The 24283-nt window shown below is 58.3% G+C and carries 22 protein-coding genes and 1 riboswitch; of the genes, 17 read left to right on the top strand and 5 right to left on the bottom strand.

Features of this window, described 5'->3' with window-relative positions; all coding sequences use genetic code 11:
- Positions 1-70: 70 nt before the first annotated feature.
- The 4 genes from BQ5353_RS01890 (at position 71) to BQ5353_RS01875 (ending at position 6289) form a co-directional block, all read left to right on the top strand.
- The gene (locus tag BQ5353_RS01890) at positions 71-1492 is read left to right on the top strand and encodes a gluconokinase (protein WP_071428386.1); all 1422 of its coding nucleotides are present in this window, start codon (positions 71-73) and stop codon (positions 1490-1492) included.
- A gap of 37 nt (positions 1493-1529) precedes the next feature.
- Positions 1530-1898: a hypothetical protein gene (locus tag BQ5353_RS01885; RefSeq protein WP_071427209.1), complete on the top strand. Its 369-nt coding sequence runs from the start codon at positions 1530-1532 to the stop codon at positions 1896-1898.
- A gap of 32 nt (positions 1899-1930) precedes the next feature.
- Complete coding sequence (locus tag BQ5353_RS01880) at positions 1931-2635, top strand: ABC transporter ATP-binding protein (RefSeq protein ID WP_054330975.1); 705 nt, start codon at positions 1931-1933, stop codon at positions 2633-2635.
- A 99-nt stretch (positions 2636-2734) separates the two neighbouring features.
- Positions 2735-6289, top strand: coding sequence for an FtsX-like permease family protein (locus BQ5353_RS01875; RefSeq protein ID WP_083386340.1), 3555 nt, complete (start codon positions 2735-2737; stop codon positions 6287-6289).
- Between the two features lie 211 nt (positions 6290-6500).
- Here BQ5353_RS01875 and BQ5353_RS01870 read toward each other — a convergent pair whose 3' ends face one another.
- From BQ5353_RS01870 to ybaK, 3 genes are all read right to left on the bottom strand, one after another.
- A complete protein-coding gene (locus BQ5353_RS01870) occupies positions 6501-6986 on the bottom strand; it encodes a hypothetical protein (protein WP_071427207.1) in 486 nt (161 codons plus the stop codon).
- A gap of 28 nt (positions 6987-7014) precedes the next feature.
- Positions 7015-7911, bottom strand: a complete 897-nt coding sequence (locus BQ5353_RS01865; protein ID WP_071427206.1) for an NAD(P)-dependent oxidoreductase — start codon at positions 7909-7911, stop codon at positions 7015-7017.
- Positions 7912-8002: 91 nt separating this feature from the next.
- The gene (gene ybaK / locus BQ5353_RS01860; protein ID WP_054330979.1) at positions 8003-8479 is read right to left on the bottom strand and encodes a Cys-tRNA(Pro) deacylase; all 477 of its coding nucleotides are present in this window, start codon (positions 8477-8479) and stop codon (positions 8003-8005) included.
- Between the two features lie 183 nt (positions 8480-8662).
- Here ybaK and BQ5353_RS01855 point away from each other — a divergent pair, with 183 nt between their 5' ends.
- From BQ5353_RS01855 to BQ5353_RS01835, 5 genes are all read left to right on the top strand, one after another.
- Positions 8663-10009 (top strand): M20/M25/M40 family metallo-hydrolase, encoded by a 1347-nt coding sequence (locus BQ5353_RS01855; RefSeq protein WP_071427205.1) that lies wholly within the window; start codon positions 8663-8665, stop codon positions 10007-10009.
- 172 nt (positions 10010-10181) lie between these two features.
- Positions 10182-11402, top strand: coding sequence for an AfsR/SARP family transcriptional regulator (locus tag BQ5353_RS01850; RefSeq protein ID WP_054330981.1), 1221 nt, complete (start codon positions 10182-10184; stop codon positions 11400-11402).
- 120 nt (positions 11403-11522) lie between these two features.
- Complete coding sequence (locus BQ5353_RS13225; RefSeq protein WP_231358502.1) at positions 11523-11972, top strand: hypothetical protein; 450 nt, start codon at positions 11523-11525, stop codon at positions 11970-11972.
- Positions 11973-12197: 225 nt separating this feature from the next.
- A complete protein-coding gene (yedF, locus tag BQ5353_RS01840) occupies positions 12198-12791 on the top strand; it encodes a sulfurtransferase-like selenium metabolism protein YedF (RefSeq protein ID WP_054330982.1) in 594 nt (197 codons plus the stop codon).
- A 14-nt stretch (positions 12792-12805) separates the two neighbouring features.
- The gene (locus BQ5353_RS01835) at positions 12806-13084 is read left to right on the top strand and encodes a putative Se/S carrier protein (protein ID WP_054330983.1); all 279 of its coding nucleotides are present in this window, start codon (positions 12806-12808) and stop codon (positions 13082-13084) included.
- Between the two features lie 50 nt (positions 13085-13134).
- Here BQ5353_RS01835 and BQ5353_RS01830 read toward each other — a convergent pair whose 3' ends face one another.
- On the bottom strand, positions 13135-14457 hold the full coding sequence (locus BQ5353_RS01830) for a cyclic nucleotide-binding domain-containing protein (RefSeq protein WP_071427203.1): 1323 nt from the start codon (positions 14455-14457) through the stop codon (positions 13135-13137).
- Between the two features lie 226 nt (positions 14458-14683).
- Here BQ5353_RS01830 and BQ5353_RS01825 point away from each other — a divergent pair, with 226 nt between their 5' ends.
- Positions 14684-16036, top strand: a complete 1353-nt coding sequence (locus BQ5353_RS01825; protein ID WP_083386337.1) for a M20 family metallopeptidase — start codon at positions 14684-14686, stop codon at positions 16034-16036.
- Positions 16037-16086: 50 nt separating this feature from the next.
- Here the strand turns inward: BQ5353_RS01825 and BQ5353_RS01820 are convergent, their stop codons facing one another.
- Positions 16087-17409 carry a cyclic nucleotide-binding domain-containing protein gene (locus tag BQ5353_RS01820; protein ID WP_071427203.1) on the bottom strand — a complete coding sequence of 441 codons (1323 nt, stop codon included), beginning with the start codon at positions 17407-17409 and terminating at the stop codon, positions 16087-16089.
- Between the two features lie 271 nt (positions 17410-17680).
- Here BQ5353_RS01820 and BQ5353_RS01815 point away from each other — a divergent pair, with 271 nt between their 5' ends.
- The 7 genes from BQ5353_RS01815 (at position 17681) to BQ5353_RS01785 (ending at position 24281) form a co-directional block, all read left to right on the top strand.
- The gene (locus BQ5353_RS01815) at positions 17681-19123 is read left to right on the top strand and encodes a M20 family metallopeptidase (RefSeq protein ID WP_071427202.1); all 1443 of its coding nucleotides are present in this window, start codon (positions 17681-17683) and stop codon (positions 19121-19123) included.
- 147 nt (positions 19124-19270) lie between these two features.
- A riboswitch (cobalamin riboswitch) is annotated at positions 19271-19446 on the top strand.
- Positions 19447-19585: 139 nt separating this feature from the next.
- Complete coding sequence (locus BQ5353_RS01810) at positions 19586-20932, top strand: cobyrinic acid a,c-diamide synthase CobB (RefSeq protein WP_071427201.1); 1347 nt, start codon at positions 19586-19588, stop codon at positions 20930-20932.
- 1 nt (position 20933) lies between these two features.
- The gene (gene cobT / locus BQ5353_RS01805; RefSeq protein WP_071427200.1) at positions 20934-21992 is read left to right on the top strand and encodes a nicotinate-nucleotide--dimethylbenzimidazole phosphoribosyltransferase; all 1059 of its coding nucleotides are present in this window, start codon (positions 20934-20936) and stop codon (positions 21990-21992) included.
- Between the two features lie 9 nt (positions 21993-22001).
- The gene (locus BQ5353_RS01800; RefSeq protein ID WP_054330988.1) at positions 22002-22529 is read left to right on the top strand and encodes a bifunctional adenosylcobinamide kinase/adenosylcobinamide-phosphate guanylyltransferase; all 528 of its coding nucleotides are present in this window, start codon (positions 22002-22004) and stop codon (positions 22527-22529) included.
- A complete protein-coding gene (locus BQ5353_RS01795) occupies positions 22526-23308 on the top strand; it encodes an adenosylcobinamide-GDP ribazoletransferase (RefSeq protein ID WP_071427199.1) in 783 nt (260 codons plus the stop codon). Before BQ5353_RS01800 ends, BQ5353_RS01795 begins: the two co-directional genes overlap by 4 nt.
- On the top strand, positions 23305-23688 hold the full coding sequence (locus BQ5353_RS01790) for a bifunctional adenosylcobinamide kinase/adenosylcobinamide-phosphate guanylyltransferase (RefSeq protein WP_071427198.1): 384 nt from the start codon (positions 23305-23307) through the stop codon (positions 23686-23688). The genes BQ5353_RS01795 and BQ5353_RS01790 overlap by 4 nt, the downstream gene beginning before the upstream one ends.
- On the top strand, positions 23685-24281 hold the full coding sequence (locus tag BQ5353_RS01785; RefSeq protein WP_071427197.1) for a histidine phosphatase family protein: 597 nt from the start codon (positions 23685-23687) through the stop codon (positions 24279-24281). The genes BQ5353_RS01790 and BQ5353_RS01785 overlap by 4 nt, the downstream gene beginning before the upstream one ends.
- Positions 24282-24283 lie beyond the last annotated feature (2 nt).

Raw genomic sequence — 24283 nt, 5'->3', positions numbered from 1 at the left:
ATTGCCAAGGATGGGATTTTCGTGTATAACTGTAGTATAGACAGAATAGATGAATGGGACGGTGGAATGTGTGAATATTTTGGTATTGGAGGCCAGCACCAGCTCGGCCAAGGCCATGGTGTATTCCAGTGAAGGGGAAATCCTGCGGGAGCACAGCGCCCCCTACCGGGGCAGGAAATTCTCGGTGGCAGTGCAGAACCCTCAAAAAGTGTTGGAAGGGCTGCTCACCGTGGGGAAAGAGGCGGCAGAAGGTTTCCCAATAGACGGTATCAGCCTGGGTGGGACCTGGCACAGCCTGCTGCTGGCCGACCGGGCGGGCCGTCCCAAAACCGACTGCTACACCTGGGCCTACACCGGCGCGGCGGATACGGCGGCCCGTTTTCGCCAAGACGAGGGGGAGACAGTGCGGTATTACCACAAAACCGGCTGTATGACCCACTCCACCTACCCTTTTTTTAAATGGCTTCACCTGGGGGAGGAGGGGCTTTCCCTCCGACCAGGCGACCAGTTGATGACCCAGGGGGCCTACATCTATTACCAGCTGACCGGACAAGCTGTGGAATCGGTTTCCATGGCCTCGGGCAGCGGGTTTTTAAACCTCCACAGCCGCACCTGGGATGGGGAGCTGCTGGAGAGGGCCTCCCTGGGGGAGGAGAATTTCCCCCGGCTGGAGGAGCACACCTACACCTCCTCTTTACGGGGGGATATGGCCGGCATCCTCGGCTTGCAAGCGGGAATACCGGTCATCCCCGCCCACCCGGACGGTGCCCTCAACCAGGTGGGCAGCGGCGCTTTGGGGGATGGGGTCATGACTCTTTCTGCCGGTACCAGCGGGGCAATCCGCATGGCCTTTGACCGGCCTTACCTGCCGGTGCACCCATCCATCTGGTGCTACTGCGCCCCGGGAAAGTATCTGGCTGGAGCCGCTACCAGCGGCTGCACCAACTGCTTGGACTGGTTTGCCGGTCAGGTGTTGGGCGGGCGGTATTCCCTCCGGGAACTGGACCAGATGGCTGAGGCCAGCGGGCCGGATACTCCGGTTTTCCTACCTTTTTTGTTTGGGGAGCGATGCCCAGGCTGGCATGACAGCCGCTTGGGGGGATTTTTAGGGGTGAAGGGGAGCCATTCCCCTGGGCAGCTTTACCGGGCAATCTTAGAGGGGGCACTGTTCAACCTCTACCAGTGCTATGAGGTGCTGACCAGGGAAGCTTACTCCCCCAGGGAGATCCGCGCCTCCGGCGGCGTGATGAAGTCCCCCCTGTGGCTCCAGATGCTGGCGGACATCTTCGGCCGGGAGATCACCGTACACCCCAGCGAACAGGCCTCTATGCTGGGTGCAGCGGCCCTGGGGCTCACTGCCTTGGGAGCGATGGATTCCCCGGAACGGTTCCCGGTGGGGGAGGGGAAGGTCATCTGCCCCAACCCGGAGAACCGGGTGCTTTACCAAGAAAAGTATGCCCGCTACCGGGAAAGCTACGCCCGTGTTCTTTAAGGGGCGTTGTGTCAAACAACAGAAGGGGGGAAGGGTCTTGTGCGATCACGAGGAGCAGAACGCGCTGCGGGTGGTGACATCAGCCATCCGGAACTGCGAAAAGGTACAGCCCAAATTTGAGAAAGGGACACCCCAGCACACCCTTCTCCAAAACCGGCTGCGTGCGCTGTATCTGGCAAAATCGTTGCTGGCAGGGGAAGGCGCCGGGGCATACTCCAAGGGGGATTTGGAACAATCGCTGCCTCCAATTGCCTCCATCCTTCACAAGTGCAGCACTGCCCAGCGGAAATTTTCCGCGGACAATCCCAATTACCTGCGCCTGGAAAAGATGATCCGGGCTATGGTTGTAGTGGAGAGGTTGATCCGCGGGGAAATCGCCAAGGGAGGCGGGCAGGACCAATCATAAATGCAAGAGTATTACAGGAAAGGGGGAAAACCATGGCCGGCTTTGTGGAGATGAACCATGTGTACAAGCGCTATCAGATGGGGGAGGTGACCATCACCGCCCTGTCTGATGTGAATTTCTCCATCCAACAGGGGGAGTTTGTGGTCATTGTAGGGCCCAGCGGCGCAGGGAAAACCACCGTCCTCAACATCCTTGGGGGCATGGACCAGTGCGACGAGGGGGAGATCCTGGTGGATGGGGCCAAAATCAACGAGTACCGGCCCAAACAGCTGATCGGCTACCGCCGGTATGACATTGGGTTTGTGTTCCAGTTTTACAACCTGATCCCCAACTTGACCGCCAAGGAGAATGTGGAGCTGGCTTCCCAGATCTGCAAGAACCCTCTAGACGCCAAAGAGGTGCTGACCCAGGTGGGCCTGGGGGAGAGGATGGACAACTTCCCCTCCCAGCTCTCCGGCGGGGAACAGCAGCGAGTTGCCATCGCCCGGGCCTTGGCCAAGAGCCCCAAATTGCTGCTCTGCGACGAGCCCACCGGCGCTTTGGACTACAACACCGGCAAAAATATTCTGAAACTGCTGCAGGACACCTGCCGCCGGGATGGGATGACGGTGATTGTCATCACCCACAACTCAGCCCTGGCCCCCATGGCCGACCGGGTGATCCAGTTTAAAAACGGCCGGGTGGATAAAGTGGAGCTCAACCCCCATCCCACCCTGGTGGAAGATATTGAATGGTAGTCCCCCGGCATGGGTTCCCTCTAGGGTTTGGGGAAGAGGTGTCTAAGGAAAAATCCCCTATCCCCATATGCCATGGGGCCAGGAAAGGAGGAAAGGGTTATGAAATCCGCGCTGTATAAAGACATTTGGCGGGAGATCCGCCGGACCAAAAACCGCTTTCTCTCCATCTTCGCCATTGTGGCCCTGGGGACCGGGTTCTTTGCGGGCATCAAATCCACCTGCCCAGATATGCTGCTCACTGCCGACCAGTATTTTGCCGTCCAGCAGCTGATGGATGTCAAGATCCTCTCCACCTACGGCTTTGATGAAAAGGACGTCGCCGCCGTCCGGGAGAGCGGCCAGGCTCACGGCTTTTATGCAGGGTACTCCGCTGATTTGTTCCTCAAAACCGCTGGGCAGCCGGATGTGATCGCCAAAGTTTACTCCCTCCCCAGGCAGCGGGAGGGGAAGGATTTCCTCAACCAGCCCGTCTTGCTGGAGGGCCGGATGCCGGAAGCTCCCGGCGAATGCCTGGTGGAAAACAACATGCCCATGGATTATGCCTTCTCCCTAGGGCAGACGGTCACCTTAGCCTCCGGCGACCCAGAGGAACCGGTTTCCGACCGCCTCGATCGGGATACCTACACGGTGGTAGGCATTGTCCGCAGCCCCCTGTACCTCAATTTTGAGCGGGGTTCCGCCAGCATTGGCAACGGCGCGGCGGACTGTTTTGTCCTCATTCCAGAGGAGAATTTCAACCTGGAGGTCTACACCGACCTGTACCTCACCTTGGAAGGGGCCCAGGGCCTTTCCGCCTTCTCCCAGGAATATAAAGACCTGGTGAAGGAACAGATGGATTCCCTGGAAGAATTGGCAGACCGCCGGGAGGAGGAACGGTTCCAGGAAATTCTGGAGGAGGCTTACGGGGAGCTAAACGACGCCAAGGAGGAACTCCGGGATGGGGAGGAAACCCAGCGCCGGGAACTTGCCGACGCCCAGGCGGAATTGGAGGATGCCTGGCAGAAGATCCTGGATGGCCGGACAGAGCTGGAGGATGGCCGCCGGGAATTTGAGGAAAAGATTGCCGAGGCACAGGAGGAGATTGCCAAGGCGGAAGAGGAGCTGGCCGATGGCGAATCGGAGTATTTGGCGGGGTATCGGGAATATCGGGAAAACCGCCCCGACGCCATCCAGGAGCTGATCGACGGCCACGAACAGATCAAACAGGCCGAGGTGGACATCCGCAACAACACCTACACATTGGAACAAACCGAACAGACCTTGATTGCCGCCCGCACCCAGTTGGAAATGGGAAAAGGGGAGTTGGCCCAGAAGGAAGAGGAGCTCCAAGCCGCCCAGACGCTGGTTTCCGGCGCCTTGGGCGTAGCCACCGGGCAGATCCCGCCGGAAGCTCTGACCCCTGAACTGGTTGCCCAGCTCTCCGCCGGCCTTTGGGAACTGGATGAGAACCTGGGCCTCTTGTTTGATGAGGCGATGGCCGGGAACCAGGAAGCTTCCGCCCAGCTTGTCCCCCTCCTTCTGGGGCAGCAGCAAGCCCTTTTGGAAGCCGGGGCAGCGCTGGAACAGGCCAAACAGACCCTCGCCCAGCAGGAACAGGAGCTGATCGCTGGGGAGAAAGCCCTTGCCGATGGAAAAGTACAGCTCTCCCAGGGGGTTCTCGCCCTGGAAAAGGCCAAGCGGGATTGGGAAGATGGCAAAGAGGAGCTTTTGGAGGCCCAAAAGGAGTTGAGCCGAGCCCGCAAGCGATTGGACAGAGGATACAAGGCATTGGACGAAGCCGTCGCGGAACTGGAGGAGGAGAAAGCCAAGGGCCTCCAGGAACTGGCAGACGCGGAGCAGGAGCTGCTGGACGGGGAGCGGGAATACAATGACGGGGTGGCGGAATATTGGCAGGCCAAACGGGATTCTGACGCAGAACTGGCGGACGCCCGGCAGAAAATCGCCGACGCGGAAAAAGAGATCGCCGGCCTTAAAGCCCCGGAGTGGTATGTCTTTGACCGCTCGGTCAACCCGGGATACTCCAGTTATGAGGACGATGCCCAGCGGGTGGATGCCATCGCCAAGGTGTTCCCGGTGTTTTTCCTGTTGGTGGCGGCACTGGTCTGCCTCACCACCATGACCCGCATGGTGGAGGAGCAGCGCACCCAGATCGGCACCCTGAAGGCCCTGGGCTACAGCGAAGGGGCGATCATGCTCAAATTCCTGGTGTATGCGGCCGCAGCCAGCCTGCTGGGCAGCGCCTTGGGCTTGGGGGTGGGCTTCCAGCTGTTCCCCAGGGTCATCTATGCCGCCTATGGCATCAGCTATGTGACCCCGCCCCTTATCGCCCCTTTCCGGGCAGATTATGCGGTCTGGGTCACCTTGGCCGCCCTCGCCTGCACCTTGAGCGCCGCTTTCTTTGCCTGCCGGCAGGAGTTGCGGTCCCAGCCCTCCCAGCTGATGCGCCCCAAAGCCCCCAAATCGGGGAAACGGGTGCTGCTGGAGCGGATTCCCCCATTGTGGGATCGCCTCTCCTTTTTGCAAAAGGTGACGGTGCGAAACCTGTTCCGGTATAAAAAGCGGATTGTCATGACGGTGCTGGGAATCTCCGGCTGCACGGCTCTGATGCTCACTGGCTTTGGGCTCAAGGAGTCGATCTCCACCATCGTCCTCAAGCAGTTTGACGACATCTTCACCTATGACGCCCTGGTGGTGGTGGACGACACATCCAGCCGGGAGGAACTGCTGGCGGTGGAAGAATCCCTTGGGGAGAGCCCTCAAATCCTGGGGTGGATGCCGGTGCGCCAGCAGACTATGGACGCCGGGGGAGAAGGCCGTTGGCAGCAGGTGTACCTTTTTGTCCCCCAGTCGGTGGAGGAGATGGGGGAATACGTCAGCCTGCGCACCCGCGGGGAGGAGACGCCGGTCCCTCTGACCGATGAGGGAGCGGTGATCACCGAGAAGTTCGCCAAACTGGCGGGGCTCTCTGTCGGGGACAGCCTCTCCCTGCGGGACAGCGATAACCAGATGGTGGAGGTCCCGGTCACCGGCATCACCGAGAACTACGCCATGCATTATGTATACCTCTCCCCCAGGGCCTATGAGCGATTGTATGGAGGGCCGCCGGTGTACAACGCCTACACGTTGCAGTTAGCCCAACTGGACAAGGAGGGGAAGAACCATCTCTCCACCCAGCTGACCGCTTGGGATCCGGTGTTGGCGGTCAGCTACTCCCAGGACAGCAAGGACAATTTTTCAGATGTCATCAGCAGCCTCAACTATGTGGTGCTGGTGCTGATCTTCTGCTCTGGGGCGCTGGCTTTTGTGGTTCTGTACAACCTGACCAACATCAACATCACTGAGCGCATCCGGGAGATTGCCACCATCAAGGTGCTGGGGTTCTACGACCAGGAGGTCTCCGCCTATGTCTACCGGGAAAATCTCATCCTCACAGTGTTGGGGGCGTTGGCTGGGTTGGGGCTGGGCATCCTCCTCCACGGGTTTGTCATCCAAACTGCTGAGATCGACACGGTGATGTTTGGCCGGGTGATCAGCCTGCCCAGTTACCTTCTGTCCTTCGCTCTTACCATGGTCTTTGCCGCACTGGTCAACTTCTTGATGTACTTTAAGCTGAAAACTATCAGCATGGTGGAATCGCTGAAATCCATAGAATAAGGAAAGCCCCCGGCCGCCGATTTATCCGGCGGCCGGGGGCTCTTTCTCTATGCCTATTTTGTGCCTTGGGGATATGCCACCATTTCCCGTTCGCAGGTATACCAACTGGGCAGGAGGAAAAAGGCTTGCAGGGGCAGGGCGATCAAAATGAGGTAAAATAGTTTCCACTTCATAAAAGATCCCTGCTCATCAGGAGAAAGCGGATTGCGGGTTAAGGTTGATCCGGGTGCTGATGCACCCCGAACCCATACAATACCAATAGCCCGGAAAACAACAGAAGGGAGACGGCATAGCCGGCGTAGTAAGGCAGGCTTTCCTCAAACAGCAGATCTAGCGCCCAGCAGAGGGACAGGTGTGGGATTTGCAAAGGCGGAAGCAGGTACCGGATTACGGGAATGGAAAACTCCAGCCCCAGGGCTGTCTTGACGCCCAGCAGAAGATTGGCCCCCAGCAATGCGAGGAAGAACTTCCTGTGGTACTTGCCGCTGGGGTAAGCCAGGGGAAGCCAGGTGAACAGGATCAGCGCCAGGAGCAGAAGGCAGGCCAGGATGCCAATCCAGCGAGGGAAGGTGAAACCGATCAGCCCCGCCTGGGTGATGAAGAAACACAGCACGGTCGGAAGCACCAGATAACACAAAATCACCCAAGAGATGCTCGCTTGGCTGCCGTCAAATTCACGTTGGATGTCTTGCACCATAATCTTACCCCTCAAACCCTCGATCTCTTTATTTGCCCTTGATAAAATCCAAAAGATTTTGGATGGATTTTTCCGAAAGCCGCTGGGTGCACTGCACCGAGCTGCCGGCGCACACAGGGGAGTAAATCACGTTGTCAAACCCGTCCCATTCTCCTTCGGTGCCTAGGATCCCCACATCTTCACAGATGTAGAAGTTGCCGGGCCGCCGGAGCCATTCCTTTATGGCGTCAAGGTCAAAGGTGGGGCCGATGGACATGTTGAGAAGGATTTTCCCATCCCCCAGCAGCTGGAATTCCCGCCGGCCCAGCAGGGCGGTTTTTTTGGGCAGCTGGGTGACAACCACTTCCGCCCAGGGAAGGATTTCCTCCAAGGGGCAGAGGGAGAAGCCCTCCGCTTCCGCCTCCGGTTTGGGGTGGCGGCTGTAGTAGCGGACACTGCACCCAAAGAACTGGAGGGCCTTGGCCACCAATTGGCCGGTAGTTCCCATGCCCAGCATGGCTACCTTGATGCCTCCCAATTCGTAGGGGCGTTCCCGCCACTGTTTGCCATGGAACCCGTGGAGCAGATCCACCAGGGAAGCAACGGCGAATTCATACACCCCTACATCGCCGTAATCCCGGATGCCGGTGACCACGATGCCCCATTCCCGGGCGGCGGCGATGTCCACATTGGCGCTTTTTTCATTGTAGAGAGTGCAGCACATGCCGATGTACCGCAGGTTGGGCGCAGCCTCAATGGCTTCCCGGGGGATCAAGGTGTTGTAGGAGACCATGACGCAGTCCGCATCCTGGATGCGGCGAATGACCTCGGCGGTGTCCTTGGGGAAGTCGTCGTAAAATACTACTTCCCGGGAAAGCGCCCGCAGCTGGTCTTTGGCCCAATCATTCATACCAGTGAAGTCCACCACAACTGTTTTCTGAAACATACCATCACCCTTTCCAAAAATTCTGGCAAATATTACAAAATTCTCTACTATAAGTTTATCAGATTTGGAAAGATATTACAACCCCTTTTGCTTAGATTATCACATCGGAAAAAGTAGCCCGGCTGATCGCGGCCAGATCCGCTGGGGATAGGGTGACTTGAGAGCCGATCCGGCCTCCACTGACTGTGATAGCGGGGAAGCCCTGAGCTGAAGCATCGATGACGGTGGGATAGGCTTTTTTCATCCCCACTGGGCTGCAGCCGCCCCGGATATAGCCGGTCAGCTTGTTGATCTCCTCAATTTTCACCAGCTCAATGGATTTTTCTCCCACCGAACGGGCTGCTTTTTTCAGGTCCAATTCCTTAGCTACTGGCAGCACAAAGACGTAAATCTCCCGGCTGGCGCCCCGGGTCACTAAAGTTTTGAAGACGGTATCCGGGTCCAGCCCCACCTTGCGGGCTACGCTGATCCCGTCGATCTGGCCATCGCTGTGGTCGTAGGTGTGCATCTCGTAGGGTATTTTCGCACGCTCCAGCATCCGCATCGCGTTGGTTTTGGCCTCTGCCATGGACAACTCCTCCTTATAAGGTATAGGGAAAGCCCTAAAATCTTTCCGCTTTATCCTACCTCTTTTCCCCGGAAAATGCAATTTTAACAAAAAGTTTTCTCCCTTTCTATTGCCTTTTTGGCCGCAAAAGGGTAAACTGTTTTACAGATTTGATAAATATATTATCGGAAAGGAGTTGTTTTTATGAAAATTGACAATCAAGCGGTTTTGGATCGGTTTTCCGGCATGATCCGGTTTGCCACCGTCTCCAACCCAGACCCGGAAAAGATGGATTATAAGGAGTTCTACAAATTCCACCGGTATCTGGAGGAGACTTTCCCTCTCATCCACCAGCACCTGGAGAAAGAGGTGGTCAGCCGGGCCAGCCTCCTGTACCGCTGGAAAGGGGATGGTTCCAGCAACCGGCTGCCTATCGCCCTCACCGCCCATCAGGATGTAGTCCCAGTGGGGGAGGAAAGCCAGTGGGAACATGGGCCGTTCTCCGGCGACATTGACGACACCTACATTTGGGGCCGGGGCACCCTGGACACCAAGTGCCAAATTTCCGCCCAGATGGAGGCGGTGGAACATCTGTTGGCCGAGGGTTACACCCCGCCCTGCGACGTCTATCTCTGTTATGGCCACAACGAAGAGGTGATGGGTGCGGGCATCTCCGGAGCCAAGGAGATAGTCAAACTGCTGGAGTCTAGGGGCGTGCGGCTGGGCTGCGTCATCGACGAGGGCGGTGCTGTGGTCAACGGGACCATGTTCGGCATTCCCCAGAACATTGCCACTGTGGGTTTGGCGGAAAAAGGCCACGCGGATTTTGAACTCTCGGTCACCGATGCGGGAGGCCACTCCAGCGCCCCAGGCAAGGGGACTGCTTTGGGCAAAATCTGCCGGGCGGGCGCGGCCATTGAGGCCAATCCCTTCCCCCAGCGGCTGATTGACGTAGTGGCTGGAACCGTTGCGGCCATCGGCCCGGCGATGGGGCCCCAAGTAGCGGCAATGGCAGCCGACCCTAAGACCTATGCGGGGCAGATTTTGGCCGTGTTGGATCAGGCGCCCACCACAGCGGCCATGACCCGGACCACCATGGCGCTGACTATGGCCTCGGGCAGCGCCCAGTCCAACATCCTGCCGGAGCGGGCCACCTTGACGGTGAACTGCCGCCTGCTGCCGGGGGATACCCTGGAATCGGTGAAGGCCCACATCCAGTCGGTGGTGGGGCCGGAAATCACAGTGACCCTGGTCAAAGGGAATGACCCCTCCCCGGAAAGCCCCAGCGATTCCCCGGAGTTTGCCCTGCTCAAAGAGGTGACGATGGAGAAGTTCCCCGGTGCCATCTTCGCCCCCTATCTGATGGTAGGCGGCTCCGATTCCCGGAATTACTACCCTATCTGTGATAATGTATTCCGATTTGCCCCCTTTGTGGCGGATGACGCCACCCTGCCAACTACCCACTCAGTTAATGAGCGGATGCTGAAGGATGGGTTTGCAAACGCGGTGGAATTTTATGTGGAAATAATCCGGCGTTACGGCAGTTGCTAACAGAATAGCCAGGCCAGTAAGGCGCAGCCATGCAGCTGGCTGTGCCTTTTTGCATTTGTGTTTTCTGTGACAAGCTATCCAGTGTTTTGCCCTACAATTTCCAAATATATAGATGAAAACCCCCCTAAAAGATGCTATAATGGTACAGAAACAACGGGGAGGAGGCGCGAGAATGGCGGGAATCAACAATGCTGATATTTCTAAAGTCCAAATTACCATGTTGGGTAGCTTTGAGATTCGACGGGGCGACAAAGCTATTGGAGATAATATCAGCAGAACACATAAGATTTGGAATCTTTTGGAATACCTAATCACTTTTCGGGATAAAGATCTTTCCCAAAATGATCTGATTTCCGCATTATGGCCGGATGGCAGCAGCGATAATCCGGCAAATGCACTGAAAAACTTAATCTATCGCATTCGCACCACTTTAGCGGCAAGTGGGATTCAGACGGATGAAGAGTTTGTCACTTACCGGCGAGGTTCTTATTGTTGGAACAAAGAGATAGACTGTCAGATTGACGTCAGTCTGTTTGAGAACCTCTGTAAGGAAGCCCAGGAGGCCGGCCTGGAGGAAGAAGCCCAGATTCAAAAGTACCTCCAGGCAGTAGATATTTACAAGGGGGATTTCCTCCCCAAATCCTCCTTTGAAGAGTGGGTAGTCCCGGTCAGTACCTATTACCACACCCTTTATTTGAATGCGGTCCACCGCCTCTTGGACCTTTTAATGGACCGGCGGGATTACCAAAAGGTGGTGGAGGTCTGCGAGAAGGCGATCATAATCGACCGCTTTGATGAGAAGCTCCACGAGCAGCTGATCCTGGCCTTTTACAATGTGGGTTGGCAGCAGAAGGCGTTGGAGCACTACGACTATATTACCAACCTGTTCTACCGGGAGCTGGGGGTCAAGGTATCCGACCGGCTGCGCTCTATCTACCGGGATATCATCAAGACCGAAAAAAGCGTGGAGACCGACCTGGACATCATCAAAAATGACCTGCGGGAAGCTACTTCGGTGGAAGGGGCTTTCTTCTGCGAGTATGAAATCTTCAAAGATGTGTACCGCTTACAAGCCCGCTCCATTGCGCGCAATGGGCAGACTGTCTACATTGGCCTTTTGACTGTCACCGACTTCAACAGCGGCATCCCGGACTCCAAGCTGCTCAACAACGCCATGGACCATCTGGAGGGGGCCATTCGCCTTAGCCTGCGCAAAGGGGATGTGGCCGCCCGGTTCAGTGCAGCCCAGTATGTGGTGCTCCTGCCAACGGTGACCTTTGAAAGTGGGTCCAAGGTTCTGGAGCGGATCGTCAAGCGATTCTCCCGGGAACACCGCAATATCCCGGTGATTATCCACACAAAATTGCAGCCATTGGACCCTATTCCGCTGTAACAGAATAGCGGGAGGTCACAAACAAAGAGCGAAATGTGAAACTGTATTGTAATTGTTTTGAATTGTTTACCTCAGCATGACCATTTGTTGGTATATTGATTACGATTGGGAGGCGAAGCCGTGGCTGTTCCGTACTTGAAATCTACCTTTAAGGTCTGTGTGGATAATGTTCTGGAACAAGAGATTTCAGGCAGGGTGTACAACCCTTTTGTCCCCCGTATGGCAGAATTTCCCAATATCTATCTCCTTATTGATCGAATGGAAAGGATAATAAACTATCTGGGATTTCCCCAAAGCGCCCAAGATTACCGCAGTTTTGGGAAATCCAAGGCCATTGATGGCCAATCCAAGGGGAAAGGGGACTTTAATAAAATTATGGATGATGAGACCTTTGAGAATCTGATAGGGGAAAAAGCAACTTTTATCGTTCAGGTACAGTTCCGGCAAAACGCCACTTGGCAGGGATCCATTTCCTGGGTAGAGCAGAAAAAAGAGCAAAAGTTCCGCAGCGCCCTAGAAATGATTAAGTTGATGGACAGCGCCCTCAACGAATGTACAAAAGAAGAATAACTAAGTTTGAGGGCGGCACAACAGCCGCCTTCTTTCTTTTTAAGGTGAGCCGGCCGGCCTGGAAAATCCGAGGCAGGTATTGGTAAAATCAATACAAGCGCCCCGTGGGATAGAAATTACCATTGGCTAGTTGCTTGCAATGGGCTGGCAGCGAGGGGTATAATGGAGCCATGAGCAAAGGACGATCCGCCCTTTGGGCGCGATCCCATATAGGAGGAGACAAATATGACCAAACGGATTGATGCCAAAGGCAAAGCCTGCCCCATGCCGGTAATCTTGGCGAAGAAAGAAATCGACGGCGGCTGTGCTGCTTTTGTAGTGGAAGTGGACAATGAAACCGCAGTGAAGAACCTGCAGAAACTGGCAGAAAGCCAGGGCTATGCTTCGGCAGTCTCCGGTGGGGAAGGCAGCTATGAAGTGGCCTTTTCCGGCGATCCCAACGCAGTGCCGGAAGCCGCGGTGCCGGATCGGGCGGAAGCGGGCGGTTCCTGGGCTCTCTTTGTGGGCAAGGAGACCATCGGCGCCGGCAGCGATGAGTTGGGCGGCAACCTGATGCGGATGTTCTTCTACACCTTGTCCCAAGGGGATGACCTGCCCAAATCCATCCTGTTTATGAACGGCGGCGTCAAACTGCCCGCCCTGGATGAGCAGGTGGTTGGCCACCTCAAAGAATTGGAGCAAAAGGGATGTGAGATTCTGGTCTGCGGCACCTGCCTCAATTTCTTCGGCATCGCCGATCAGCTGAAAATCGGCACCGTCAGCAACATGTACGACATCACCAAGCGGATGTTCGACGCGGCAAAAGTCATCAGCTTGTAGGGATGGACGGAATTATGAATTTTGAGTATTGTTTGATTGTGTTCAATTCCACCCATGCCGCCATGGCGGCGGAAAAAGCGCTCAAAGGGAGTTTTGAAATCACCATCATGCCCACCTTGCGGGAAATTTCCCAGTCCTGTGGGATTTCGGTTCGGTTCCTGCCCGGGGATTATGATGCGGTGAAGGCTTTCCTGCCCGGTTCCCCGGTGCCGGAGGGCAGCTATACCATCTATGGGGTAGCCCGCGTGGATGGCAAGGTGATCCCCCAGCAGCTTTACCCGGAATTGGCTTAGAGACAAAGAAAAGCACCGGCAGGTTTGCCGGTGCTTTTTGCATTTTGCCATCAAGTCCGGGGAGAGGGGGATGGTTCCGCCTGTTCCAGCTGGTCCAGGTTAAGAAGGTAGATCTTCGCCGGCCGCCCCCGCAGGTTGATTTGTTCCTTGTAGGCCAGCTCCGCTGCCCCGGCGTCCACCAAATGGTTCAGGATGCGGCTGGCACTGCGTTGCTCCACCCCTAGGTAATAGGCCAGTTCTTCACTGGAGATGTGGGGGGAGCGTTTGGCGATGGAGAGGATTTTTTGCATGTTGCCGGAGGAGATGGAACACCGTTTGGCCAGGGCGCGGGCCTTGGCGCTGATGCCCCCCAGTTCCACTGACAGGGTTTCGCTTTCCAACGGAGGGGAGAGAATCCCCTTTTCATCCAGGATAAAGGCCCGGTGCTGCCGGTCGCCCCGGGACTCCAGCAGGGCCTGGGAGGCATTTTTCCGGGCGGAGGCCAGTTCACGGCCCACCCCCCAGCCCACGCAGACTTCAAACTCAAGAACCTTTTTCAGGTAGGCGGTTAGGCGGCACTCCCTGCGGCCCGCGGTCAGCTCCGAGAGGCGGGCGTTAGAGGTGGTAAGCTCAAATACCGATTGGTTCCGGCGGATGACCAGCACCATGGAGGATAGTTTGTTGAAATCCCGCAGGGCTTTGGAGAGCTGGGTTTTGCGCAGGTCGTCCAGCTCATCCAGAGCCGATACCACCCCGGAGACGGTCAGAGCCCCGTCCATCTCCACCGCTTTCAGATGGGAAAGGACGTCCAAGGCCGCCCGCTGAATGCTCTCTTGGGAGGGGTGGACGACACGGCAGGGGATACCCGCCCGCGCGAGGGGCTCCTCCAAGGCGAACAGCTGGGTGATAATCAGTTTCAGATCATCCCGGCGGCAGAGCTGGCGGTAGCGGGCGAGAATCTCTTCCTGGGACGGAAAAAGGCCGCCCTTCTCCGGCTTGGAGAGCTCGATCACCGGGCTGTGCCCTTCGGGGAAGATGCCATTCATCTTTAGGTTGAGCTGGGTTAGGCCGATGAGGACCTGGGCAAAGTCCAGTGTGGGGTACTCCACCGCCACCTGGAACAGGGTGCGGTACAAGTCGCACTCGTCGATGGAGAGGCAGCCGCAGTACCGCTCCAGCTTGGGGATGCGGTGGAGCACGGCGTGGTAAAGCAGCGGGTTGGAAAACACAAAGCCTTGGCATCCCGCCTGGTTTTCCCGGTAGAGGGCGGCGGCCTTGGCGGGGTCGGTACAGGGGAGGAAGAGAAGCTGGCAGCGGCTTGCAAGGCCGGGCCGAGCCTCCTCCAAAAGCGGGGCCAGCTGGACAGGCCCGATCCATCCAATTTGCGGCAACATCTGTGCCCCTCCTTTCCCTCAAATCTCTTTTCCCCATTATACGGGATAACAGGGGAAAATGCAAAGGGAAATGTCCGTAACCTGTCTCTAAATCGGGGCAAAATTGCCATCATCCCCCCTTCTGCCGTTGACAGCCCCTAGGGGGAATGCTACAATTAAAAACAGATTTTTGTGTGGATTTTGGTGGAAACCCCTCCGTTTTGCCGGAGTTTTCCCCCCAAGATAAATGCCATTGTCAGCCGCACTGCGGCGGAAAGAGAGGGACCCAATTATGGACAAAATGCAAGCGCTTGCTGTCATCGACGGCAAAAAAGATTGGCTCGATCATCTGGGAGACCAGGTTTGGGATTGTGCGGAAACTGCGTTCCAGGAATTTGGATCGATGAAAATCCTGTGCGACGCCTTGGCAGAAGCGGGGTTTGAAGTCGCCCAGAATGTGGGGGATGTCCCCACTGCCTTCACCGGACGGTATGGCTCCGGCAAACCGGTCATCGGCTTTTTGGGTGAGTTCGACGCCCTTTCCGGCCTGAACCAGAAGGCCTGCTGCACTTCGAAAGAGGCGTTCCAGGCCGGTGCCCCCGGACACGGATGCGGCCATAACAACTTGGGTGTGGGCTCCCTGGGCGCTGCTATTGCGGTGAAGGAGTACCTCTCTGCCAACAATCTCCCCGGCACCGTCATCTACTACGGCTGCCCCGGTGAGGAGGGCGGCTCCGGCAAAGCCTTTATGGCCCGGGAAGGCGTCTTTGACGAATTGGACATCGCCTTGACCTGGCATCCCGGCGATGTCAACTGCGTGGCTTCCGGAAGCAGCTTGGCCAACTACCAGGTCTCCTATAAATTCAAGGGCATCAGCGCCCACGCCGCCGGCTGCCCCCACCTGGGCAGAAGCGCCCTGGACGCGGTAGAGTTGATGAACGTGGCGGTCAACTTCCTGCGGGAACACGTCATCCCCGAGGCTCGGATGCACTACGCCATCACCAATTCCGGCGGGTTCTCCCCCAACGTGGTCCAGGCGGAGGCGGAGGTTCTCTACCTGCTGCGGGCCCCCAAGACCCCCCAAGTGGCAGAGATTTACGACCGGGTCAACGACATCGCCAAAGGCGCTGCTCTGATGACCAGCACCCAGCTGGAAACCCGGTTTATCAAGGCCTGCTCCAATGTGGTGCCGAACAATGTGCTGGAGCGGCTGATGCACAAAAACCTGAGTGAACTCCCCTTGCCCACCTACACGGACGAAGAGATGGCCTTTGCCAAATCCATCCGGGAGAGTGTGGAGAACCTGAGCAACACTCTGGAGAGCAAGGCCGACAAATATGGCATTGAGGGCAAACGGCTGGCCAAGGAGCACAAGGACGACATCATCAACAACTTTGTGGTCCCCTATGTGCCGGATGACACCGCCATGCCCGGTTCTACCGATGTGGGCGACGTCAGCTGGGTCTGCCCCACCGCACAGGTCAACACCGCCACCTGGGCCTCCGGTACCCCTGGACACTCCTGGCAGGTTGTTGCCCAGGGCAAGTCGGAGATCGCCCATAAGGCCACCATTCTGNAGCTTTACCCGGAATTGGCTTAGAGACAAAGAAAAGCACCGGCAGGTTTGCCGGTGCTTTTTGCATTTTGCCATCAAGTCCGGGGAGAGGGGGATGGTTCCGCCTGTTCCAGCTGGTCCAGGTTAAGAAGGTAGATCTTCGCCGGCCGCCCCCGCAGGTTGATTTGTTCCTTGTAGGCCAGCTCCGCTGCCCCGGCGTCCACCAAATGGTTCAGGATGCGGCTGGCACTGCGTTGCTCCACCCCTAGGTAATAGGCCAGTTCTTCACTGGAGATGTGGGGGGAGCGTTTGGCGATGGAGAGGATTTTTTGCATGTTGCCGGAGGAGATGGAACACCGTTTGGCCAGGGCGCGGGCCTTGGCGCTGATGCCCCCCAGTTCCACTGACAGGGTTTCGCTTTCCAACGGAGGGGAGAGAATCCCCTTTTCATCCAGGATAAAGGCCCGGTGCTGCCGGTCGCCCCGGGACTCCAGCAGGGCCTGGGAGGCATTTTTCCGGGCGGAGGCCAGTTCACGGCCCACCCCCCAGCCCACGCAGACTTCAAACTCAAGAACCTTTTTCAGGTAGGCGGTTAGGCGGCACTCCCTGCGGCCCGCGGTCAGCTCCGAGAGGCGGGCGTTAGAGGTGGTAAGCTCAAATACCGATTGGTTCCGGCGGATGACCAGCACCATGGAGGATAGTTTGTTGAAATCCCGCAGGGCTTTGGAGAGCTGGGTTTTGCGCAGGTCGTCCAGCTCATCCAGAGCCGATACCACCCCGGAGACGGTCAGAGCCCCGTCCATCTCCACCGCTTTCAGATGGGAAAGGACGTCCAAGGCCGCCCGCTGAATGCTCTCTTGGGAGGGGTGGACGACACGGCAGGGGATACCCGCCCGCGCGAGGGGCTCCTCCAAGGCGAACAGCTGGGTGATAATCAGTTTCAGATCATCCCGGCGGCAGAGCTGGCGGTAGCGGGCGAGAATCTCTTCCTGGGACGGAAAAAGGCCGCCCTTCTCCGGCTTGGAGAGCTCGATCACCGGGCTGTGCCCTTCGGGGAAGATGCCATTCATCTTTAGGTTGAGCTGGGTTAGGCCGATGAGGACCTGGGCAAAGTCCAGTGTGGGGTACTCCACCGCCACCTGGAACAGGGTGCGGTACAAGTCGCACTCGTCGATGGAGAGGCAGCCGCAGTACCGCTCCAGCTTGGGGATGCGGTGGAGCACGGCGTGGTAAAGCAGCGGGTTGGAAAACACAAAGCCTTGGCATCCCGCCTGGTTTTCCCGGTAGAGGGCGGCGGCCTTGGCGGGGTCGGTACAGGGGAGGAAGAGAAGCTGGCAGCGGCTTGCAAGGCCGGGCCGAGCCTCCTCCAAAAGCGGGGCCAGCTGGACAGGCCCGATCCATCCAATTTGCGGCAACATCTGTGCCCCTCCTTTCCCTCAAATCTCTTTTCCCCATTATACGGGATAACAGGGGAAAATGCAAAGGGAAATGTCCGTAACCTGTCTCTAAATCGGGGCAAAATTGCCATCATCCCCCCTTCTGCCGTTGACAGCCCCTAGGGGGAATGCTACAATTAAAAACAGATTTTTGTGTGGATTTTGGTGGAAACCCCTCCGTTTTGCCGGAGTTTTCCCCCCAAGATAAATGCCATTGTCAGCCGCACTGCGGCGGAAAGAGAGGGACCCAATTATGGACAAAATGCAAGCGCTTGCTGTCATCGACGGCAAAAAAGATTGGCTCGATCATCTGGGAGACCAGGTTTGGGATTGTGCGGAAACTGCGTTCCAGGAATTTGGATCGATGAAAATCCTGTGCGACGCCTTGGCAGAAGCGGGGTTTGAAGTCGCCCAGAATGTGGGGGATGTCCCCACTGCCTTCACCGGACGGTATGGCTCCGGCAAACCGGTCATCGGCTTTTTGGGTGAGTTCGACGCCCTTTCCGGCCTGAACCAGAAGGCCTGCTGCACTTCGAAAGAGGCGTTCCAGGCCGGTGCCCCCGGACACGGATGCGGCCATAACAACTTGGGTGTGGGCTCCCTGGGCGCTGCTATTGCGGTGAAGGAGTACCTCTCTGCCAACAATCTCCCCGGCACCGTCATCTACTACGGCTGCCCCGGTGAGGAGGGCGGCTCCGGCAAAGCCTTTATGGCCCGGGAAGGCGTCTTTGACGAATTGGACATCGCCTTGACCTGGCATCCCGGCGATGTCAACTGCGTGGCTTCCGGAAGCAGCTTGGCCAACTACCAGGTCTCCTATAAATTCAAGGGCATCAGCGCCCACGCCGCCGGCTGCCCCCACCTGGGCAGAAGCGCCCTGGACGCGGTAGAGTTGATGAACGTGGCGGTCAACTTCCTGCGGGAACACGTCATCCCCGAGGCTCGGATGCACTACGCCATCACCAATTCCGGCGGGTTCTCCCCCAACGTGGTCCAGGCGGAGGCGGAGGTTCTCTACCTGCTGCGGGCCCCCAAGACCCCCCAAGTGGCAGAGATTTACGACCGGGTCAACGACATCGCCAAAGGCGCTGCTCTGATGACCAGCACCCAGCTGGAAACCCGGTTTATCAAGGCCTGCTCCAATGTGGTGCCGAACAATGTGCTGGAGCGGCTGATGCACAAAAACCTGAGTGAACTCCCCTTGCCCACCTACACGGACGAAGAGATGGCCTTTGCCAAATCCATCCGGGAGAGTGTGGAGAACCTGAGCAACACTCTGGAGAGCAAGGCCGACAAATATGGCATTGAGGGCAAACGGCTGGCCAAGGAGCACAAGGACGACATCATCAACAACTTTGTGGTCCCCTATGTGCCGGATGACACCGCCATGCCCGGTTCTACCGATGTGGGCGACGTCAGCTGGGTCTGCCCCACCGCACAGGTCAACACCGCCACCTGGGCCTCCGGTACCCCTGGACACTCCTGGCAGGTTGTTGCCCAGGGCAAGTCGGAGATCGCCCATAAGGCCACCATTCTGGCAGCTAAGGTTATGGCAGGTACGGCCATCGACGCCATCCTAGACCCCTCCATCATCGAGGCGGCCAAGGAGGAACTGAACGACCGGCTGGACGGCGGCAAATACGTCTGCCCCATCCCCAAAGGGGTGAAACCCGCCGCTATCAACCCCGGCAAATAGCACAGCTGTCCGCACATTGTTTATGATGATATCCTTAGAAGGGGGCCGGCTTCCCATAGCCGGTCCCCTTTTTTATTGGCCCTGTTTGGGAGAGACAAGGGGCTTCCCTTGACTTTTCCCCCGTTCTGTACTACACTTTTTAAGAAAAAGAAGATATGTGCTTTGGGTCTTCGCTTTGCGAAGGGAAGAGGGAAGCGGGTGAAATTCCCGCACGGTCCCGCCGCTGTGTGGTGGAGCCTCCGGCAATGGGCCACTGGTTTACGGGAAGGCTGTCGGAGGCGAGGAAGCCAAGTCAGAATACCTGCCCAAAGCCCGGCTGACCGCCGGCAGAGGCGGCCCCTGCGAGAGACAGTGTGCAGCCCAAGATCTCCGGTGTTTTGCCGGGGATACGGGATTTTTTGCGCTCTCCCTGGCAAATGCTGCCGGGGAGGGCTTTTTTATTTGAAAAAGGGGAGTGAGAGGATGGGTATACCGCGCCTTATGATCGCCGGGACGGGCAGTTCCTGTGGCAAGACCACCATCACCTGCGCCCTGCTGCGGGCTCTGGCCACTCGTGGGAAACGCCTATCTGCCTTCAAATGTGGGCCGGATTACATCGACCCCATGTTCCACACCGAAGTCACCGGCGTGCCCTGCCGGAACCTGGATCTGTTCCTCATGGGGGAAGAGGGAGTCCTCGGGGCCCTTTCCCGCTCTCAGGGGGACCTGGCAGTAATAGAAGGGGTGATGGGCTATTACGACGGGGTGGGGGAGAGCTCCTTTGGCAGCGCCTGCCACCTCTCTCAAGTGACCGATACCCCCGCTGTGCTGGTTTTAGGGTGTAAAGGCATGGGACTTTCCGTCGCTGCGGTGGTGTCCGGATACCAAAATTTTCAGGAAAACAACATCTGCGGGGTGATTTTCAATCAGATTTCCCCGGGGATGTACCCCTATTACAAAAAGATTGTGGAGGAAAACACCGGCCTGCGGGCCTATGGGTTCCTCCCTCCGGACCCGTCGGTGACCCTGAAAAGCCGCCATCTGGGGCTGGTCACCGCCCACGAAACCCAGGAACTGAAATCCGTTTTGACCTGCCTGGGCAACCTTGGGGCCAGGTACCTGGATTTGGACGGCCTCCTGGAGCTGGCCCAGTCCGCGGGGGAGCTTCCCGCCTGCCCCGAGAGGGAACTCCCCTCCGGCCCCCCAGTGCGGGTCGCCGTGGCCCGGGACCGGGCATTCTCCTTTTATTATGCCGACAACCTGGAACTGCTGGAACGGCTGGGGGCAGAACTTTGCTTCTTCTCCCCTATGAAAGATGAGGAGATCCCCCAAGGCTGTCAAGGGCTCATCCTGGGGGGCGGCTACCCGGAACTCTATGGGGCGGCCCTCTCGGACAACCATCCCATGCGGTCCAGCGTCAAAAGGGCGGTGGAGGCGGGGATGCCTACCATTGCCGAATGCGGGGGGTTCCTCTATCTCCAAGAGAGCCTCACCGGGCCGGATGGCCGGGCATATCCCATGGTAGGAGCGCTGCCGGGCAGGGCCAGCATGACCAAAAAACTGGTCCGGTTTGGATACCTGACTTTGGAGGCCAAGGAGGATTCCCTGCTTTTGGCCGCTGGGGAGCGGATACCCGCCCATGAGTTCCACTATTCCGATAGCGACTGCTGCGGCGACGGGTACCTGGCACAGAAGCCCAGCGGCAAGTGCTGGGAGTGCGGCGTGGTCAACGAGAACCTCTACGCCGGATATCCCCATATCCACTTTGGGGGGAATCCCCAGGCGGCCCACCGCTTTTTAAACCGCTGCCGCAGATTTGGAGGAATGTAACATGACCCTGGAAGAAGCACTTACCCTTTTGCGGGACAAGCGCCCGGATGCCTCTGCTCAGGGGGAGGCCCAGGCCCGGCTGGACGGCATTGCCAAACCGCTGCACAGCCTGGGCCTTTTGGAGGATATGGTGGTGAAGATCGCCGGCATCACCGGGTCAGCGGAGCTGGACCTCTCTAAGAAATGCGTGGTGGTCTTCTGCGCAGACAACGGGGTGGTTGCCGAAGGAGTGACCCAGACCGGCAGCGAGATCACCGCCTTAGTGGCGGAAAACCTGTCCAAAGGGATCACCACTGTCAACCGGATGGCGGCCTGTGCCGGGGCGAAGGTTCTCCCGGTGGACATCGGCGTCGCCCGGGAGGTGAAGGGCCCCCTTTGCCGAAAAATCGCCTTTGGGACCAAAAACCTGGCTGTGGAACCGGCCATGACCCGGCAGCAAACTACCGCAGCCTTGGAAGTTGGCATCCAGCTGGCTGGGGAGCTGAAACAGGAGGGCTTTTCCATCCTTGCAACCGGGGAGATGGGCATCGGCAACACCACCACCAGCAGTGCGGTGCTGGCCGCTTTGCTGCAAATCCCGGCAAGGCAGGTCACCGGCCGGGGGGCAGGGCTCTCCACCCAGGGCTTAGAGCGGAAAATCCAGGTGATTGAGCAAGCCCTCGCCCTCCACAGGCCCGACTCCGGCGACCCGCTGGACGTCCTCTCCAAGGTGGGGGGGCTGGACATCGCCGGGATGGCCGGTCTGTTCCTGGGCGGCGGGGTGTACGGCATCCCGGTGGTGATCGACGGCTTGATCTCCGGGGTGGCGGCCCTCATCGCCCAGCGGCTCGCCCCTGGCATTGAGGCGTATATGCTCCCTTCCCACCAGTCGGCAGAGCCCGCGGGGGAGCTGGTCCTCTCCGCCCTCGGCCTGACAGCGCCTCTGCGGTGTGGCATGTGCCTTGGGGAGGGGACAGGCGCGGTGGCCTTGTTCCCCCTGCTGGACATGGTGGAGGCGGTCTACCGGGAGACCAGCACCTTTGCGGAAATCTCTATGGAGCCCTACCGGCCCCTTGTTTAGGAGGATGTTATGATCGCCCTTGTCACCGGCGGCGCCGCCAGCGGAAAATCGGAATATGCGGAGTCTCTCGCCTGCCGGTGGGGGGACGGTCCCCGCATCTACTTGGCCACCATGGAGGCGCGGGACGGGGAGAGCCTTTCCCGGGTGGACCGGCACCGGCGCGCCCGGGCAGGCAAGGGGTTTTGTACGGTGGAATGCCCCCGGGATTTGGAGAGGCTTTCCATCCCTTCCGGTTCCACTGTACTGTTGGAGTGTCTGACCAACCTACTGGCCAATGAGATGTATCCCCAAGGGGACTTTATCCCCGACCCCACAGGGAAGATCCTAGCGGAGCTGGAACACCTGCTGGAGCGGGCCGCCCACTTGGTGGTGGTTTCCGGGGAGGTGTTTTCCCAGCCGGCGCCGGAGGGGATGGAGGCTTACCTCTTTGCTTTGGGAACCCTCCACCGGGAGCTGGCCCGCCGGGCGGATCTGGTGGTGGAATCGGTCTATGGCATCCCCGTATACGGGAAATGCCCGAAAGGATGGGTGGAATGAAGGGTTTTTGGGAGACTGTCGTGGTGGCGTTTTCCCTCTATTCGGCCCTGCCTATGCCCCAAATCCCTTGGAATAAAGGGAACATGGGTTATGCCATGGCGGCTTTCCCCTTGGTGGGCCTGTTGGTGGGCGGGGCCCAGGTTTTGTGGGCATGCCTCGTCCCCCAGATGGGGTTTAGCACCCCTTGGGTCGCCGCAGCGGTGGCTGCCATCCTGCCGGTGGCAGTGACCGGGGGCATCCATCTGGACGGCTTTTGTGACGTTTCAGATGCCCTTGCCTCCCACGCCAGCCGGGAGAAAAAGCTGGAAATTATGAAGGATTCCCACGCTGGGGCCTTTGCCCTCATTGCGCTGGGGTGTTATTTTGTCCTAACCTTTGCCCTATGGGCGGAGCTGTACGCCGCCCCCTCCCGACGGGCGGAGATCCTAGTGGGCTTGGGGTACCTCCTCTCCCGGGGGATGGCCGCCTGTTCGGTGGTGTCCTTCCCTAAGGCAAAGGACAGCGGCCTTCTGCGCACCTTTTCCGACAGCGCCCAAAAACGAGGGGTATTCCTGTGGGGGATCTCCTGGTCGGCTTTGGCCGCTGTGGGTATGGTTGCCCTCCAGCCGGTGCAGGGGGGGATCGCCCTTTTGCTGGCAGCCCTTTGGTTTTGCTATTATTTCTACAAAAGCCGCCGGGAATTCGGGGGGATCACCGGGGATCTGGCCGGTTGGTTCCTGACGGTGTGCGAACTGCTCATACTGGCAGGGGTTCTCATTGGGGGGAGGATTCTGGGATGATATTGCTGATTGGCGGGGCTTTCCAGGGGAAAACCGCCCTCGCCTTAGAAAAACTGAACGGTTCTCCCACGTGGATTCTGGGGGAGGAAACCGCTTGGCAGGGGGAAGGGCAGATTGTCTCCCACCTGGAGCGGTTCATCCGCCGGGAGATGGAGGCGGGCCGGGACCCGAAAGAGGAGGTGAAGGCCCTCTTAGAGCGGTCCGATCCCCGGGTTGTCATCGCCGATGAAATCGGCTGCGGCCTGGTCCCCATCGACCCTTTTGAACGGGCTTGGCGGGAGGAAACCGGACGGATCCTCTGCGCCCTGGCCCGGGAGGCGGAGGCGGTGGTGCGGGTACACTGCGGGTTCCCCCAGGCCATCAAGGGGGAGTGGCGATGAAGGTTCTCCTGCTGCGCCACGGCGAGACCCCGGGCAATCGGCGGCGGGCCTACATCGGTTCCACCGATGAGCCCCTCTCTCCCCAAGGGCGGGAACAGGCCCAGGCTGTGGCCGTCCCGCCGGTGGAACGGGTCTATGGAAGCCCCATGCTCCGCTGCCGCCAAACAGCAGAGATTTTGTTCCCCGGGGCGGAGTATCACCCGGTTCCCGATTTGCGGGAATGTGATTTTGGAGCTTTTGAGGGCAAGTCCTATGAAGAGTTGAAGGACGACCCTGCTTACCGAAGTTGGATTGATTCCGGTGGGGAAGGGGAGATCCCAGAGGGGGAATCCGCCCCAGCATTCCGCCTCCGCTGCACAGAAGCCTTTGCCTCCCTTGTGGAGGACGCAGTCGGAAGGGGCCTTTCCTCCTGCGCTGTGGTCTGCCATGGGGGGAGCATCATGGCAATTCTCGCCCACTACAGCGGCGAGGGGGATTTTTACCGCTGGCAGGTGAAAAACGCCGCCGGCTATTTCATTCTATGGGAGGAAAGCGCCTGGCGGGAGGAAAAGCGGGTCAAGGTTTTGGGCCCCTTCCCACCGGTGCCAAAGTAACC

The organism is Merdimmobilis hominis, assembly GCF_900104615.1.
Classification (GTDB): domain Bacteria; phylum Bacillota; class Clostridia; order Oscillospirales; family Ruminococcaceae; genus Merdimmobilis; species Merdimmobilis hominis.
The sequence above is the reverse complement of the archived record's forward strand: the minus strand, read 5'-3'. Positions and strand labels throughout refer to the sequence as shown.